Origin of the sequence: Streptomyces sp. NPDC020597 (assembly GCF_044335095.1) — a bacterium.
Taxonomy (GTDB): domain Bacteria; phylum Actinomycetota; class Actinomycetes; order Streptomycetales; family Streptomycetaceae; genus Streptomyces.
In genome coordinates, this window is record NZ_JBIRUL010000010.1 from 313210 (window position 1) to 328587 (window position 15378).

General features: G+C 71.9%; 11 protein-coding genes. 4 read left to right on the forward strand and 7 right to left on the reverse strand.

Annotation, left to right across the window (positions count from 1 at the left end):
* Window positions 1–53 precede the first annotated feature (53 nt).
* The 3 genes from ACH4ZA_RS20405 to ACH4ZA_RS20415 form a co-directional block, all read right to left on the reverse strand.
* Window positions 54–440: a hypothetical protein gene (locus tag ACH4ZA_RS20405; protein WP_398430805.1), complete on the reverse strand. Its 387-nt coding sequence runs from the start codon at window positions 438–440 to the stop codon at window positions 54–56.
* 221 nt (window positions 441–661) lie between these two features.
* The gene (locus ACH4ZA_RS20410; protein WP_398430807.1) at window positions 662–2161 is read right to left on the reverse strand and encodes an arabinofuranosidase catalytic domain-containing protein; all 1500 of its coding nucleotides are present in this window, start codon (window positions 2159–2161) and stop codon (window positions 662–664) included.
* Window positions 2162–2697: 536 nt separating this feature from the next.
* Entirely contained in the window at window positions 2698–3582 is an 885-nt protein-coding gene (locus ACH4ZA_RS20415; protein ID WP_398430808.1) for a LysR family transcriptional regulator, read from the reverse strand.
* Window positions 3583–3653: 71 nt separating this feature from the next.
* On the opposite strand from ACH4ZA_RS20415, the gene ACH4ZA_RS20420 reads away from it, so the two are divergent.
* The 3 genes from ACH4ZA_RS20420 to ACH4ZA_RS20430 are packed head-to-tail and all read left to right on the forward strand — an operon-like array spanning window position 3654 to window position 6213.
* On the forward strand, window positions 3654–4859 hold the full coding sequence (locus ACH4ZA_RS20420; RefSeq protein ID WP_398430810.1) for a thiolase family protein: 1206 nt from the start codon (window positions 3654–3656) through the stop codon (window positions 4857–4859).
* Window positions 4856–5551 carry a 3-oxoacid CoA-transferase subunit A gene (locus ACH4ZA_RS20425; RefSeq protein ID WP_398430811.1) on the forward strand — a complete coding sequence of 232 codons (696 nt, stop codon included), beginning with the start codon at window positions 4856–4858 and terminating at the stop codon, window positions 5549–5551. Before ACH4ZA_RS20420 ends, ACH4ZA_RS20425 begins: the two co-directional genes overlap by 4 nt.
* Complete coding sequence (locus ACH4ZA_RS20430) at window positions 5548–6213, forward strand: 3-oxoacid CoA-transferase subunit B (RefSeq protein ID WP_398430812.1); 666 nt, start codon at window positions 5548–5550, stop codon at window positions 6211–6213. The genes ACH4ZA_RS20425 and ACH4ZA_RS20430 overlap by 4 nt, the downstream gene beginning before the upstream one ends.
* A gap of 139 nt (window positions 6214–6352) precedes the next feature.
* On the opposite strand, the gene ACH4ZA_RS20435 is transcribed toward ACH4ZA_RS20430, so the two are convergent.
* The 4 genes from ACH4ZA_RS20435 to ACH4ZA_RS20450 all read right to left on the reverse strand — a co-directional run bounded on the left by ACH4ZA_RS20435 (window position 6353) and on the right by ACH4ZA_RS20450 (window position 10285).
* On the reverse strand, window positions 6353–7000 hold the full coding sequence (locus ACH4ZA_RS20435; protein ID WP_398430813.1) for a VC0807 family protein: 648 nt from the start codon (window positions 6998–7000) through the stop codon (window positions 6353–6355).
* Window positions 7001–7154: 154 nt separating this feature from the next.
* Window positions 7155–7775 (reverse strand): TetR family transcriptional regulator, encoded by a 621-nt coding sequence (locus tag ACH4ZA_RS20440; protein ID WP_398430814.1) that lies wholly within the window; start codon window positions 7773–7775, stop codon window positions 7155–7157.
* Window positions 7776–7907: 132 nt separating this feature from the next.
* Complete coding sequence (locus ACH4ZA_RS20445) at window positions 7908–8903, reverse strand: Gfo/Idh/MocA family protein (protein ID WP_398430815.1); 996 nt, start codon at window positions 8901–8903, stop codon at window positions 7908–7910.
* Window positions 8900–10285, reverse strand: coding sequence for an NDP-hexose 2,3-dehydratase family protein (locus ACH4ZA_RS20450; RefSeq protein WP_398430816.1), 1386 nt, complete (start codon window positions 10283–10285; stop codon window positions 8900–8902). The genes ACH4ZA_RS20445 and ACH4ZA_RS20450 overlap by 4 nt, the downstream gene beginning before the upstream one ends.
* Before the next feature lie 365 nt (window positions 10286–10650).
* Between ACH4ZA_RS20450 and ACH4ZA_RS20455 the strand changes: the two genes are divergently transcribed.
* On the forward strand, window positions 10651–15378 hold a 4728-nt coding region (locus ACH4ZA_RS20455; RefSeq protein WP_398430817.1), incomplete at its 3' end, for a beta-ketoacyl synthase N-terminal-like domain-containing protein.

Below are 15378 nucleotides of genomic sequence, written 5' to 3' on the forward strand. Positions count from 1 at the left end.
CAGGCGCGCCGTCCGTCGAGGACGGCGCCCGTCCGGCCCCCGATCGAAGAAGGTCAGCCCGCTCGGGGTCCGGACGGCGGGTCCTGCGGGTCCACGCCGCTCCTCGACGAGGCGTCCTTCGTGCCGCTGGGCCGCTGGGAGCGGCCCCTGCGTCCGGCGTCGTGCCTGCCCTTCTCCTCGGCGTCGCCGTACTCCTCGCCGCGTGCGCCGTGGCTCTCGACCGTGTCACCCGGTACGGACTTCGACTCCTGCGCCGACTTCGTCCGGCCGCGACCGCGCTCCCCGGCGTGCTCGCCCGGGTGGAACGAGCGATGGGCGCTCGGGTTCTCCTGCCGGCGGGTCTCATCCACGTCGGGCGACCAGCCGTGATGCTCGCCGCCCTGGTGACGGCTGGGACCCTCGCCGTGCGGTGGTTCGGACGAACGTGGTTTCTTCGACATGGTCCGATCCGCCCTTCCACGGTCGGCGGGGACGCCGCTCACGCCCACCTGATATGGGTAAATTATCCCCTTTTGTATAGATGTGGGCATGTCGTGCGTGTGACCACAGCACGACGGCCCGCCGGTGAGCAGTCCGGCGGGCCGTCGGCGACCCCGTGCCTCGGTGATCCGGGTCGGGAGACGATCAGGTCAGGAGACGATCAGGTCGGGAGGCGATCAGGTCAGGGGGCGATGTCCCACTGCTGGCAGACGTTGTCGAGCTGCTGCCACTGGCGCACCGCGGTGCCGTTGGCGGTTCCGCAGTTCGCGACGTCCAGGGTCATGCCCGTGTTGACGTTGGAGATCGTGTAGTGGGAGCCGGCCTTCGTGACGTCCCACTGCTGGCAGCGGTTGCCGAGCGAGGCCCACAGCTGGACGGCCGTGCCGTTGGACTGCCCGCAGTTCTTGTCGTCCAGGACGGTGCCGCTGTTGACGTTGGTGATGGTGTAGTGGCCGTTGCCCGCGGCGGCGAACTTCCACTGCTGGCAGGCGTTGCCGAGCGAGGACCAGAGGTCGACCGAAGTCCCGTTGCCGGTGCCGCAGTTGACCGCGTCCAGGACCTTGCCGGAGTTGGGGTTGGTCAGCCGGTAGGCCCTGCCGGCGACGGGGAAGGTGACGGCCGGGGTGCTGTAGCCGACGGAGGTGATGTTGGCCTGCACGGCGTTGTCGGCGGCGGTGGTCGGATAGCCGGCGGTCATGACGCCTTCGAAGAAGGAGCCGTCGGACCCGTTGCTGTTGTCGCCGCCGGTGCCGAGGACGATGGCGCCCTCCAGATGCATGGGGGTGTACCCGCCGAGATTGGGCAGGGCTCCGTCGTACCAGGTGGTCAGTGAGCCCGATTGCGCGTTGCCCCCCTTGATCGCATAGGTCGTCGTGCCGTTGTTCTTCTCCATGGCCGTGACGTATTCGCTGGAGATCCCGGTGTTGGCCGGGTTGGCTCCGTTCCCTCCGAAGAACAGCCCGTTCTCGAGGTCGGCCTCGACCCAGGGACCCGATCCGGCGCCGGAGCACGAGAACCAGCACTCCGTGCCGAAGTTGATCGCGTCCATGTGGCCGTTGCCGGTGTCGTTGCCGGACGTCTCGGCGTTGCCGTAGTCGAAGCAGCAGCGGTTGTTGACGTGGTGGCCGCTGGTCACCATGTAGGCGCCCTCGGGGGAGCTGCCGGTGGCGATGCCCGTCGTGCTGTTGTCGCGGTAGCCGACGCCGGCGGACACGAAGACGCCGTAGGCGGCGTGACCGCCGACGGTGACCGGCAGTGCGTCGGCGATCGCGCCGACGTCCTGCCCGCCGTTGCCTCCCGGCCCTTCGACGGTCAGGTCGTTGTGGCGCGTGCTCTGGTCGTAGATCTTGGTGATGATGCAGGTCGTGCCCGCGCAGAAGGAGTCCTGCGCCGCGGCGTTGGCGTAGCCGCCGGCGGACAGGACGCCGATGTCGGCGGTGGCGGCGTCCGAGGCGCGCCTGACCTGGTAGAGAGGGCCGTTGTAGGCGGCGTACAGCGCCCGCGTGGTGCTGTGGGCGGCGGCGCAGGGTGTGCCCGCGGAGGCGTAGATGTCGCACGGCAGGGACGAGGCGGCCTCGGCCGTGCCCGCGGTGCTGACGACCCCGGCCAGGAGGCCGGCGAGCAGGGCGAGGACTGCGCCCACGACCCTCGGGCGGAGCCCTTTCAGATGTCTGGCTATCACTGTGAACCTCTTCCGTCGTGCGTTCTTCAGTGGCCCGGCGCGGAAGGCGCGGCCGGCAGGGGAATGTGCGACCGCCGACGGAGATTGTGAGCGCTAACAAACGAGGTTCCCGGAAGTCATCACTCATCCGGGTCGTGGGGGCGGGGTGTGAACGGTGCGTCGGCGGCTCTGTTGTCGGAGCTGGTCCAGGGTGTGCCCGGACGGTTCTCGTACGATTGGCGGTGATCGACCGGTCCCGTGACTCCGTCTTTTTACGCTGGCGTGAACACCGGGTCAACACTGTTGAACAGTCAAGAGTATGGAAACAAAGGCCATGCCATCCCTTGACCTTGGTTTCCGTTATGCCGGAACGGTGCCGCTCCACCCGCGAGACGCCGGGTCGGCAGGCCGGTGACCCGCCTCGCGGCCGGCCTCCGGAGCGAGGCGGCTCACCGGCCGTGGCCGGCGCGGAATGTGTGCGCTAACAAGTAGTCACGACCCTTCCCCTGAGCCCCAGGGAGCGCATGCCTGCCGAACGCGCCCGACGGGAATGGCAGTCACCGGAACATCGCCCGGATGATTCCCACGGTGCGTGCCAGATGCGGCTCGGAGCGATCCGCGCGGTGGGCGACGGCCAGCTCCACGCGTGCGTCCGGCCCGGCCAGCGGCAGATAGGCGACGCCGTCGAGCGCCAGCGCGGTCACCGGCCCGGGCACGACCGCGACGCCGAGACCGCCGGCCACCAGCGTGACCAGCGTCGAGGTCTCGCCGACCTCGTGGCGGATGCGCGGCTCGACGCCGGCGTCGCGCAGCAGGCCGAGGACGACGTCGTACATCACGGACCGGCGGCCGGCGGAGTGCACGATCAGGTCGGCGCCGGCCAGGTCCGCGACGCGCAGCCGCTTCCGGCGGGCGAGGGGGTGGTCGGCCGGCACGGCGACGACGAGCCGGTCCCGGCGCAGGGTGTGCACGGTGAGGGAGAGACCGGCCGCCACGGGGCGCAGCAGGGCGACGTCGATCGCGCCGGTGCGCAGCGCGTCGACCTGGTCGGGTGCGAGCATCTCCCCGCGGAAGGAGAAGTCGACCCCGGGAAGCTCCTCCGTGAGCCGGCGCGAGAGCGCGGGCAGGAGGCTGTACGTCGCCGAGCCCACACAGCCGATCGCGAGGTGCCCCACCGAGCCGGCGGCGACGAGACGTGCGTACTGGGCGGCCTCGTCGACCCCGGCGAGGATCGCGCGCGCCCGCCCGAGGTAGGCCCGGCCGGCGTCGGTCAGGTCGACGCGGCGCGTCGTGCGGTGGAGCAGCTCGACGCCGAGCTCGGCCTCGAGCTGCCGGATCTGTGTGGAGAGCGGAGGCTGGGCCATGTGGAGGCGCTCGGCGGCGCGGCCGAAGTGGCGCTCCTCGGCCACGGCCACGAAGTACCGCAGGTGGCGCAGATCCATAGGTCTTCCGTATCAATCGGCTCGGATATGCGTACTTCAGAATATCGTGGGCCGGGATTAGCGTCGCTGCCATGAGTGCTTTCCTGTACGCCGCGACACGGACGCCGTTCGGCCGCTTCAACGGCGGGCTGGCCGGGGTCCGGCCCGACGATCTCGCCGCCGCCGCGATCACCTCGACGCTCGCCCGGGTGCCCGGCCTCGACCACGCCGCGATCGACGACGTCGTGTGGGGCAACGCGAACGGAGCGGGCGAGGACAACCGCAACGTCGGCCGCATGGCGGCGCTGCTCGCCGGCCTTCCGGCGAGCGTGCCCGGGACCACCGTCAACCGGCTGTGCGGCTCGAGCCTCGACGCGGCGATGATCGCCGCCCGGGCCGTCGAGTCGGGCGACGCGGAGGTGGTGCTGACCGGCGGCGTCGAGTCGATGACCCGGGCGCCGTGGGTGCTGCCCAAGTCGGCGAAGCCGTTCCCGGCCGGCGACGTCACCGCGGTCTCGACCACGCTCGGCTGGCGGCTGGTCAACCCGCGGATGCCGAAGGAGTGGACGGTCAGCCTCGGCGAGGCCAACGAGCAGCTCCGGGAGCGCTTCGGCATTTCCCGCGAGCGGCAGGACGAGTTCGCCGCCCGCTCCCACCGCCTCGCCCACCAGGCATGGGAGTCGGGTTTCTACGACGACCTGGTGGCGCCGGTCGAGGGCGCCGACCTGACCCGCGACGAGAGCATCCGGGCCGGATCCACGCCGGAGGTGCTGGCCGGGCTGGCACCGGTCTTCCGGGCGCCGGAGCAGGGCGGCACCATCACGGCGGGCAACGCCAGCCCCCTCAACGACGGGGCCTCGGCGGTTCTGCTGGGCAGCGAGAAGGCCGCGGCCACGATCGGGGCCGACCCGATCGCCCGCATCGCGGGCCGCGGCGTGAGCGCGCTGGAGCCGCAGGCGTTCGGCTACGCCCCGGTCGAGGCCGCGAACCGTGCGCTGGCCCGGGCCGGGATCGGCTGGGACCAGGTGGGCGCGGTCGAGCTCAACGAGGCCTTCGCGGTGCAGTCGCTCGCCTGCCTCGACGCCTGGAAGGTCGACCCGTCGCTCGTCAACCAGAAGGGCGGCGCCATCGCCATCGGGCACCCGCTGGGCGCCTCGGGCGGCCGCGTCCTGGCCACGCTGGCCAAGGTGCTGCGCGAGACCCGGCAGCGCTACGGCGTCGCGGCGATCTGCATCGGGGTCGGTCAGGGCCTGGCCGTCGTCCTCGAGAACTGCGCCGTCGCGGGGGACGCCCGATGAGCCGGGCCGACATCGTCGACAGCACCGACGCCGCGGTCGCCGGGGTCGAGGACGGGTCCACGGTCCTGGTCGGCGGCTTCGGCCTGGCCGGGATGCCGTTCGACCTGATCGACGCGCTCATCCGGCAGGGGGCGAAGGACCTCACGATCGTCTCCAACAACGCCGGCAACGGAGACGTCGGGCTGGCCGCGCTGCTGGCCGCCGGCCGGGTGCGCAAGGTGCTCTGCTCCTTCCCGCGCCAGGCCGACTCCTGGGTCTTCGACGCGCTCTACCGCGAGGGGAAGGTCGAGCTGGAGGTGGTGCCGCAGGGCAACCTCGCCGAGCGGATGCGCGCGGCCGGCGCGGGCATCGGCGCGTTCTACTGCCCGACCGCGGTCGGCACACCGCTGGCCGAGGGCAAGGAGGAACGGGAGATCGACGGGCGCAGATACCTGCTGGAGTACCCCATCAAGGGCGACTACGCGCTGATCGGCGCGCACGTCGCGGACACCCTGGGCAACCTCGTCTATCGCAGGACCGCCCGCAACTTCGGACCCGTCATGGCCACGGCCGCGACGACGACCGTCGTCCAGGTCGACGAGATCGTCGCGCCCGGAGAGCTCGACCCCGAGGCCGTCGTCACGCCGTCCATCTACGTCGACCGGGTCGTCCAGGTGGCTGCCCGTCGCTACACCGTGAAGGGGGCACGATGACCACCGCGCCCGGCGATCAGGCCCGCGCCGACCACCGTCTCTCGATGGACGAGCTGGCAGCCGTCATCGCCCGGGACATCCCCGCCGGCTCCTTCGTCAACCTCGGCATCGGGCAGCCCACGAAGATCGCCGACCATCTGCCGGCGGACTCGGGGGTGGTGCTGCACACCGAGAACGGCATGCTCAACATGGGCCCGAAGGCCGAGGGAGACGCCGTCGACCCCGACCTGACCAACGCCGGCAAGGTCCCGGTGACCGAACTTCCGGGGGCGGCCTACTTCCATCACGCCGACTCCTTCGCCATGATGCGCGGCGGACACCTCGACGTCTGCGTCCTCGGCGCGTACCAGGTCGCCTTCGACGGGGACCTCGCCAACTGGCACACCGGCAGGCCCGACGACATTCCCGCCGTCGGCGGCGCGATGGACCTCGCCATCGGCGCCAAGGACGTCTACGTGATGATGACGCTCTTCACCCGCTCCGGCGAGCCCAAGCTCGTGCCCCACTGCACCTATCCCCTCACCGGCGTCGGCTGCGTCAGTCGCGTCTACACCGACCACGGTGTGTTCGACGTCGGCCCGGACGGCGTGCGGATCCGGGAGACGTACGGCGTCGGCGCCCGCGAACTCGCGGAGCGACTCGGCATCACGCCGGCCTACTGATCGTTTCGGAAGCCCAAGGTGATGTCGCCGCCGGGCCACCGCCGGCGCCACGCGAGGCGACGCGGGTTTCGGCGTAGTTCTCCACGGCAGGCGGTCGTGCGCCGCCGCCCGCGTGCCGGGCACGCGGTTCCCTGTCCCCTCAGTCGGCCGCCTCGTCCCGCGCAGGCGTCGACGCGAAGCGGCGGCCGGGTCCGAGGCTGCCGAAGATCTTGGCGAGTGTGCGGGTGCGGACCAGCACGACCTGAGTGATCACCTGGAGGAAGACCCACGAGATCGCGTACAGGGCGCCGTCCAGCGCGGGCACGCTGTCGACGGGCAGGGCGTAGGCCATGAGAAGCCGAAGCAGGGCGTCGCACAGCAGGCCGACACCCCACAGCACGGTCAGGCCGCGCCACACCCGTCGGAACGACGCGTCGGACGCCCACAGCCGCTCCAGTGTCGTGGTCTTGCCGGGCAGGAGAGTGCGCAGCGCCTGGTAGGTGAACGGGCGCCCGGTGAACAGGGTGATCAGCAGCCAGACCCCGGCCAGCGCGGTGAACAGGCCGTTGCGGGCGAGAGCGATGCGCGGGTCCGAGGTCAGCAGCGAGGCGACCGCGCTCACCGCGAGCAGCGCCAGGGTGAACACCCCGATGGCGTCCAGCCGGCGATGGCGTATCGCGGAGTGGAGCGTGTGCAGGGCGGGCGCCGAACCGCTGAGCAGCAGAGCGGTGATCTCCCCCGCTCCGCCCGCGCGTAACAGGTAATAGAGCCCCACGGGAAGCACGATGTCGCAGCCGACGGCGATCACGAAAGCCCAGGGTGACGAGCGGCTTTCGGATGCGGAGGCGGTCGCCGTCGCGACAGGTGCGGACGTGGGCGTCGTGGACTCAGGGCGGGGTGTGGGGGAGGTCATGATAAGTGCTCCGGAGTCGTGGCCTTGGGCATGCCGGCCGAACGTGGTCTCACACGGGCGTCGTGCAGCGGTCGAACGCGACCGTCAGTTCGCGGGCGCAGCTGTCCAGGTCCATCGCCGCCTGCGACAGATGGCGGCGCAGGACGGCGTCGATCGCGCCACGGATGGCCAGAGCCATGGTGAGGCAGTCGAAGCTGCCGAACTCCCCTGCTTCACAACCCTGTTCCAGCAGTTCGGCAAGCCGGTCCACGGACATGATGCTGCGTTCGACGTCCTCCAGACCGGTGATCTGGCGGTCCCGGATCATTTTGACGATCTCGGTGAGCGCCTGGGTGTGCATCGGATAGCGCGTGATGAAGTCGAAGTTCGACGTGATGTACGCGCCCAGCTTGCCGCGATACGTCCGCTCGTCACTCATGCGCATTCCGGCCACCTTTTCGGCCATTTCCAGGATGACGCGCGCGGCTTCCGCGAAAAGCTCGGGCTTGCCGGAGAAGTGGTAGGAGATCATTCCCGTACTGCAGAGTTCGGCCTGCTGCGAGATTCTGCTGAACGACGCCTTCGTGTAGCCGGATTCGGCGAGCGTCTCGATAGCCGCCTGTACTATCTGCGCCCGCCGCGCATTCTGTGTGAAAGTTCGGGTGTTCGCCTTGGCTGTTCTGGCCGTCATGGCCCCAGATTAACCGGGTCGTGATCGTGATTTTCCTAGAGTTCGGGCGGTTGTTGCCTCGCTGAGATATTCACCTGTCTGCGAGGCCCCCTTCCGGGCCGCGTCGGTCCGGCGGCCGCGGGCGGTCGGCAGTCAGCACACCGGCACCCGTCGGGCCGTCGTACGGACGGCGTCGACCAGGTCCATCGTGGCGATCGAGTCCATGAGCTGCCGGGTGTCGCCGCCGCCCGAGCGGCACGCGTGCGCGAACTCCGCCAGAAGGAGCGCCAACTGGTCGGCGGCGGGCAGCACCAGCCGCTCCTCGCGGTCCTGTTCCTCGATGACGAGGAGCGGCTGATGGGTGGCCGGCGGAGTGAACGCCCGGGTCACCGTCAGCCGGCCCCGATCGCCCCACACCGTGTACGTCGACGCGTAGGCGTGCTCGAAGCCGAACGCCAACTCGGCCAGGATCCCCGACGGTGAGATGAGCAGGACCTGACCCGACAGATCGAGGCCGTCCGAGGCGCGGGTGCGCAACGTCGCCCCGGCCACCTCCAGCCCCGGCCCGAGCAGGTGCACGGCCGCCCGCAGCGGGTACACGCCGGCGTCGAGCAGCGCGCCGCCGCCCAGCCGGACGTCGTAGCGGATGTCGTCCTGCGGCAGCGGCGGAATGCAGAACGCGGCACGGAACGCGGCGGGCCGGCCCACGCGGCCGTCGGCCATCAGTTCCCGCACCCTGGCGTGTTGCGGATGGTGCAGGAACATGAAGTTCTCCCGCAGTGCCAGTCCGCGTTCCGCTGCCAGCGCGCACTGGGAACGCGCCTGCGCGGCGTCGATCCCGATCGGCTTCTCCACCAGCACGTGCTTGCCCGCGTGCAGCGCCTGCTCGGCCCAGTGGCGGTGCAGAGCCGTCGGGGTCGACACGTACACCGCGTCCACGTCCGTCCGCTCCAGCAGCGCTTCGGCGTCCTCCTCGGCCGCGCAGCCGAACTGTTCCGCGAAGCGGGCCGCCTTCTTCGCCGCGCGTCCTGCGACGGCCGTCAGCTCCCACTCCGGCATGCGGGTCACCGTCGGCAGGACCCGACGCTCGGCCATCGACGAGGTACCGATCACCCCCAGGCGCAGCGGCCGCGCCGCCGGGGTCGTCACAGCGACCTCAGCGCGGTGACCAGCGTGCGCGCCTGAACACTCAGGTTGTGGCTGTAGCGAAGCAGTTCGTCGACCTGCCGCAGCGACACCCAGCGGAACTCCTCCGATTCCAGAGGCGTTCCGTCCTCGTCCCCGATATCGATGATCACGTAGTGGCTCTGGGCGTTGAGGAACCGTCCGCCCTCCTCCGACAGCAGCACGTCGTACACGGCGCCGCCGCGCCGGTTCTGCACCTCGTCGAGATAGGGAGGCCACGACGAGCGCGGCAGGTGTGAGTAGTTCTGGACCGTGCACTGCACCGTCGGCCCCAGCTCGACCACCGTCAGGAAGCCGGCCTCGGCGCGGGCCCGCAGCAGCACATGGCGTACGCCGTCGATCCGGCGCACGAACAGGGCGGCGATCCCCGTCCCGTGCGGCTCGATGAGCGGTTGCGACCACGCCGCCACCTCGCGGCGGCCCGAGACGACGTCCACGGCCACCACGCTGAAGTGGTGTCCGCGCACGTGGGACACCGTGTGCGGATCGTGCCGCCAGCCCTGGGTGTCCGCGAGTCCGATCGGCGCCACGCTCACGTCGTGCTCCGCCCGTCGCCGAGTGATCCAACTGCGTATCTCGGCGTCCGAGTGCAGGGATCCGGCCAGCGCGGAGGCGTCCGGCCGCCAGTCGGGCAGGCACGACAGGACCGTCCGGGCGTCCATGTTCACGACATTGTCCTGCTGGAGCAGCATGTTCACCTGACGCAGAGTCAGCCATGCGAAGTCCTCGCCCGCCTCCACCTCCGGACCGACCCGCACGATCATGTTGCGGTTCCTCTTGCGGAGGAACCACGAACCCTGCTCCGACTGGAGGACGTCGGCCACCACCGCGCCCGGCTCGGGACTGCGGAAACACTCCAGGTAGCGGACAGCCGAACCTCCGTGCACGCGCCGGTAGTTGCTCTTCGTCGCCTGGACGGTCGGCGACAACTGCATCCCGTTCACGTTGCCCGGCTCCGACTTCGCCTGCAGCAGCAGGTGAGGTATGCCGTCGAAGTCCCGTATGGCGATCCCCAGGATCCCGATCTCCGGCTGATCGACGATCGGCTGCTCCCACGCGGACACCGGACCGAAGTCCGAGTGGACCCGCAGCCCGTGCACCGAGAAGAAGCCACCGCTCGCGTGCCGCAGATCGCCGGTCCCCTCCTCGAACCGCCAGCCGGACAGTCCCGCGAACGGCACCCGTTCCACCCGCTGCGGCTGGGCGCGACGCCTGTCCTCCAGCCACGCCGCGAGTTCCACGTCGCTGAGCACACCGCCGTCGACGGTCGCCGCGGAGACGGCGAGAGCCGCCAGCGTGCGGGCCTCCTCGCCGTGCGGCGCCGCAGGCGCCATTGCCGAAGTCATCGATCAGCCCTTCTCTCGACCGGGGAGTGCGACCGCTCGCGTGATCGACCAGGGCGGGCCCGGCACCGGCGCACGCACCCGCGCCGAAGGACGCGCGGTCGAATCCGCCCCCACAGAGTGCCCGTTCGTATTCGAGCATTCGCCTAGACCGCCGCCCCTTGCGGCAGGACCCCGCCACTGGCTATGGCCCGCCACCGCGTCCGCCGGCAGCGGCCGTGGCCGGCCGGGGCGATCGGCCGGCCACGGCCCACGACGTGCCTAGAGATTCCCCTAGAGCGTTTCCCCGGATCGCCGGACGGCCCCTGTCCGCGTGCGAATGTGTGATCCACCCCCAGCCTCCCGCCCCCGGTTTTGGAGTGCCCTCGATGAACCAGCCGGTGCCCACCGCCGTCCGAAACACCGCTCCGGGTCAGGAGCCCGTGGCCGTGGTCGGCCTCGCGTGCCGGCTCCCGGGCGCCGACGATCCGGCCGCCTACTGGGAGCTGCTGGCCGCGGGCCGCACCGCCGTCACCGACACTCCGCAGGACCGGCGCACGGGCGTGCCCGCCCAGGGCTGGCCCACCCCGCACGGGGGCACCGCACCCCTGCGCGGCGGCTACGTCGGCGCACCCGCCGACTTCGACGCCGCGTTCTTCGGCATCTCGCCCCGCGAGGCCGACGCCATGGACCCGCAGGCCCGCCTCGCTCTCGAACTGGGCTGGGAGGCCCTGGAGCACGCCGGCGTCCCGGTCACCCCCGCCCTGCGCGCCGTGGCGGTCTACCTGGGCGTCGACGGGTGCGACTACGCCGACGTCGTCCGCGACGCGGGACAGGGAACCGGACACCACACCCTCACCGGTCTGCACCGCTCCCTCATCGCCAACCGGCTGTCCTACGCGCTCGGCGTCAGCGGCCCCAGCGTGACCGTCGACAGCGCCCAGTCCTCCTCCCTGGTCGCGGTCCAGCTCGCCTGCGACAGCCTCCGGCTCGGTGACTGCGACCTCGCCCTCGCCGGCGGCGTCCACCTCAACCTCAGTCCGCAGAGCTCCCTGGCTGCGGCCCAGTTCGGGGCGCTCTCCCCGGACGGCGCCTGCCGCACCTTCGACGCCCGCGCCAACGGCTACGTACGCGGCGAAGGCGGCGGCATCGTCGTGCTGAAGCTGCTCTCACGCGCCGTCGCCGACGGCGACCACATCCACGCCGTCATCCGCGGCGGCGCCCTCAACAACGACGGCGCCGGAACCAGCATCACCACTCCGGACGCCGACGCCCAGGCGGCCGTCCTGCGCACCGCCTGTCTGCGCGCCGGGGTCGACCCCGCAGGCATCGGCTACGTCGAACTCCACGGCACCGGAACCCGTGTCGGCGACCCCGTCGAGGCCGCCGCCCTCGGCGCGGTGCTCGGCACCGCCGACGGGCGACGCGCCCCGCTGGCCGTCGGCTCGGTGAAGACCAACATCGGCCACCTGGAAGGCGCCGCCGGCATCGCAGGACTGCTCAAGACGGTGCTCTGCCTGTCCCACCGCCGGCTCGTGCCCAGCCTGAACCACGACGAGCCCAACCCCGCCATCGACCTCGACGGCCTCGGCCTGCACGTCCAACGCGACACCGTCGCCTGGGCCCCGGCCGCGCCCGGCGACCCGCTGCGCGCCGGAGTCTCCTCCTTCGGCATGGGCGGCACCAACGTCCACCTCGTCCTCGAAGAAGCCCCCGAGGCCGACATGAGCCCGCCGCGGCCGCGCTCCACCCCCGTCACCGTGCCCTGGCTGCTGTCCGCCGCCACGCCCGGCGCGCTCCGCCTGCAGACCGACCGCCTCGCCGCACACGTCCGCGACACCGGCGCCGACCCCGTGGACGTCGCATGGTCCCTGCTGACCACCCGCACTCCACTGGCGCACCGGGCCCTCGCCGTGGGATCGGACACCGCCGGTCTGCTCGGCGGCCTCGCCGCAGCGGCCCCGTCCCACCCCCTCGACGGTGACGTGAACCGGCCCGTGTTCGTCTTCCCCGGCCAGGGCAGCCAGTGGGCCGGCATGGCCGCCGAACTGCTCGCGTCCTCACCCGTCTTCGCAGCCCGCCTCACGGAGTGCGGCCAGGCGCTGGCGCCGCACGTCACGTGGGATCTCGCCGCCGTGCTGCGCGGTGACGCCGACGCCCCGCCCCTGGACCGGTCCGACGTCGTGCAGCCCGTGCTCTGGGCCGTCATGGTGTCCCTGGCCGCCCTGTGGCAGTCGTACGGCGTCCGGCCCGCCGCCGTCGTCGGACACTCACAGGGCGAGATCGCCGCCGCCTGCGTGGCCGGAGCCCTCAGCCTGGAGGACGCCGCCCTGGTCGTCGCTCTGCGCAGCAAGATCCTCGTACCGCTCGAAGGCCGCAGCGGAATGGTCGCGCTCGACCTCTCCGAGGACGCCGCCCGCCGGTTCACCGGGAAATGGGACGGTCGCGTCACCGTCGCCGCCCTCAACGGCCCTGCCTCCACGGTCGTCTCCGCCGACATCAAGACCGTCGACGACATCCTCGCCACCGCGGACCGCGAGAACGTCCGCGCCCGCCGCGTCGGGATCGACTACGCCTCCCACTCCCCGCACGTGGACCCGGTGCGCGAGCAGATGCTCGGCCTCCTCGCGGGGATCACCCCGCGCCGGCCGGAGGTGCCCTTCCTGTCCACGGTCACCGGAGACTGGCTGGAAGGCCCTGTCACCGACGCCCGGTACTGGTACGACAACCTCCGCAACCCCGTCCTCCTGGAGCCGGCCGTGCGTGCGCTGGCGCTCGCGGGGCACGGCTCCTTCGTCGAGGTCAGCCCGCACCCCGTGCTCATCGCCCCGGTCAAGGAGACCGTCGAGGCCGCGACCGGCCCCCGGCATGCGGTGGTCACCGGAACGCTGCGCCGGGGCCAGGGCGGAGCCGCCCGGTTCCAGACCTCCCTCGGCGCCCTGTGGAGCCACGGCGCCGACGTCGACTGGGCCCCCGTCTTCACCGGCCTGGCCCCCCGGCGCTGCGAGCTGCCCACCTACGCCTTCCAGCGCCGACGGCACTGGGTCACCGGCGCCCCGGACAACGCCGCGAACGCGCCGACGGCCACCGCGACGGCACCCGGCGCAGACGCCCCCGCGACCGTGACCGCCCCCGCGACCGGCACGGCGACCGCCTCCGGCGACGAGGCGGGCTCCGGACTCGGCAGCGGAGACGCGCTGCGGCTCGTCCGCGAGTGCACCGCGGTCGTCCTCGGCTACCCGGACCAGGCCCTGGTCGACCCGCAGCGGACCTTCAAAGAGCTCGGCATCGACTCCGTCACCGCCGTCGAGCTGCGCGACCGGATCAACTCCGTCGGCGGCGGCCTCGCCCTGGCGACGACCGCCGTCTACGAGTACCCCACGCCCGCCCGGCTCGCCGAGAGCCTGAGCGTCTCCGCCTCCGCCCCCACCGCGGTAGCCGCACGCGATCGCCACGCGGCCGCCGACGAGCCGATCGCGATCGTGTCGATGGGGTGCCGCTTCCCGGGCGGCGTCCGCGCCCCCGAGGACCTGTGGCGACTGGTCCACGACGAGACCGACGCCGTCACGGCGTTCCCCACCGACCGCGGCTGGGATGTCGACGCCCTCTACGACCCCGACCCCGACCGCAACGGCACCACCTATGTCCGCGAGGGCGGGTTCCTGGCGGGCGCGGCCGACTTCGACGCCGCCTTCTTCGGGATCTCGCCGCGTGAGGCGACGGCGATGGACCCGCAGCAGCGGCTGCTCCTGGAAACCTCCTGGGAGACGATCGAGCGGGCCGGACTCGACCCCCGTGCCCTGCACGCCACTGCCACCGGCGTCTTCGTCGGAGTCACCGCGCCCGAGTACGGTCCCCGCCTCCACGAAGCGGACGAGGCCGTCGAAGGCCACCTCCTCACGGGCACGACGGCCAGTGTGGCGTCCGGGCGCATCGCCTACGCGCTGGGTCTCGAGGGCCCGGCGGTCACCGTCGACACGGCCTGCTCCTCCTCCCTGGTCGCCCTGCACCTGGCGGTGCGCGCGCTGCGCTCCGGCGAGTGCTCACTGGCCCTCGCCGCAGGCGCCACCGTGATGTCCGGCCCCGGCATGTTCGTCGAGTTCAGCCGTCAGCGCGGGCTGGCCCCCGACGGCCGCTGCAAGCCCTTCGCGGCCGGCGCCGACGGCACCAACTGGGCCGAGGGTGTGGGTGTGCTGCTGCTGGAGCGGTTGTCGGACGCGCGTCGGCTGGGTCATCAGGTGCTGGCGGTGGTGCGGGGTTCGGCGATCAACCAGGACGGTGCGTCGAACGGGTTGACGGCGCCGAGCGGTCTTGCGCAGCAGCGGGTGATCCGTGCGGCGCTGGCGGACGCGGGTCTGTCGGCGGCGGACGTGGACGTGGTGGAGGCGCACGGCACGGGGACCAGGCTGGGCGACCCGATCGAGGCGCAGGCGCTGCTGGCGACCTACGGTCAGGAACGCGACGGCGACCGCCCGCTGTGGCTCGGGTCCCTCAAGTCGAACATCGGCCACGCACAGGCGGCGGCCGGCGTCGGTGGCGTGATCAAGATGGTGCAGGCCATGAGGGCCGCGACGCTGCCGAAGTCCCTGCACGCCGAGACCCCCTCGCCGCTGGTCGACTGGTCGTCGGGTGCGGTGGAGTTGCTGGCGCAGGCCCGGGTGTGGGAGGAGACCCACGGCCGGCCGCGGCGGGCGGCGGTGTCGTCGTTCGGCATCAGCGGCACCAACGCCCACGTCGTCCTCGAAGGCGTGACGGAACCGGCCGTGACCGAGCCGGCTCACCCGGTCGCGGGCGCGCCCGCCCGTGAGGTCGCACTGCCCTGGCTCGTCTCGGCCCGCACTCCGGCCGCGCTCGCGGAGCAGGAGTCCCGGCTCGCGAAGTTCACCGCCGAGGCCGGCTCGCTCGACGTGGTGGATGTGGCGTGGTCGTTGTGGCGGTCGCGGTCGGTGTTCGAGTGCCGGTCGGTGGGTGTGGCGGGTGAGTGGGTGGCGTCGGGTTCTGTGGTGGGTGGTGCTGGGTCTGCGGTGTTCGTGTTTCCGGGTCAGGGTGGGCAGTGGGTGGGGATGGCGGTGGAGTTGTTGGATGTGTCGCCGGTGTTCGCTGCGCGGTTCGCGGAG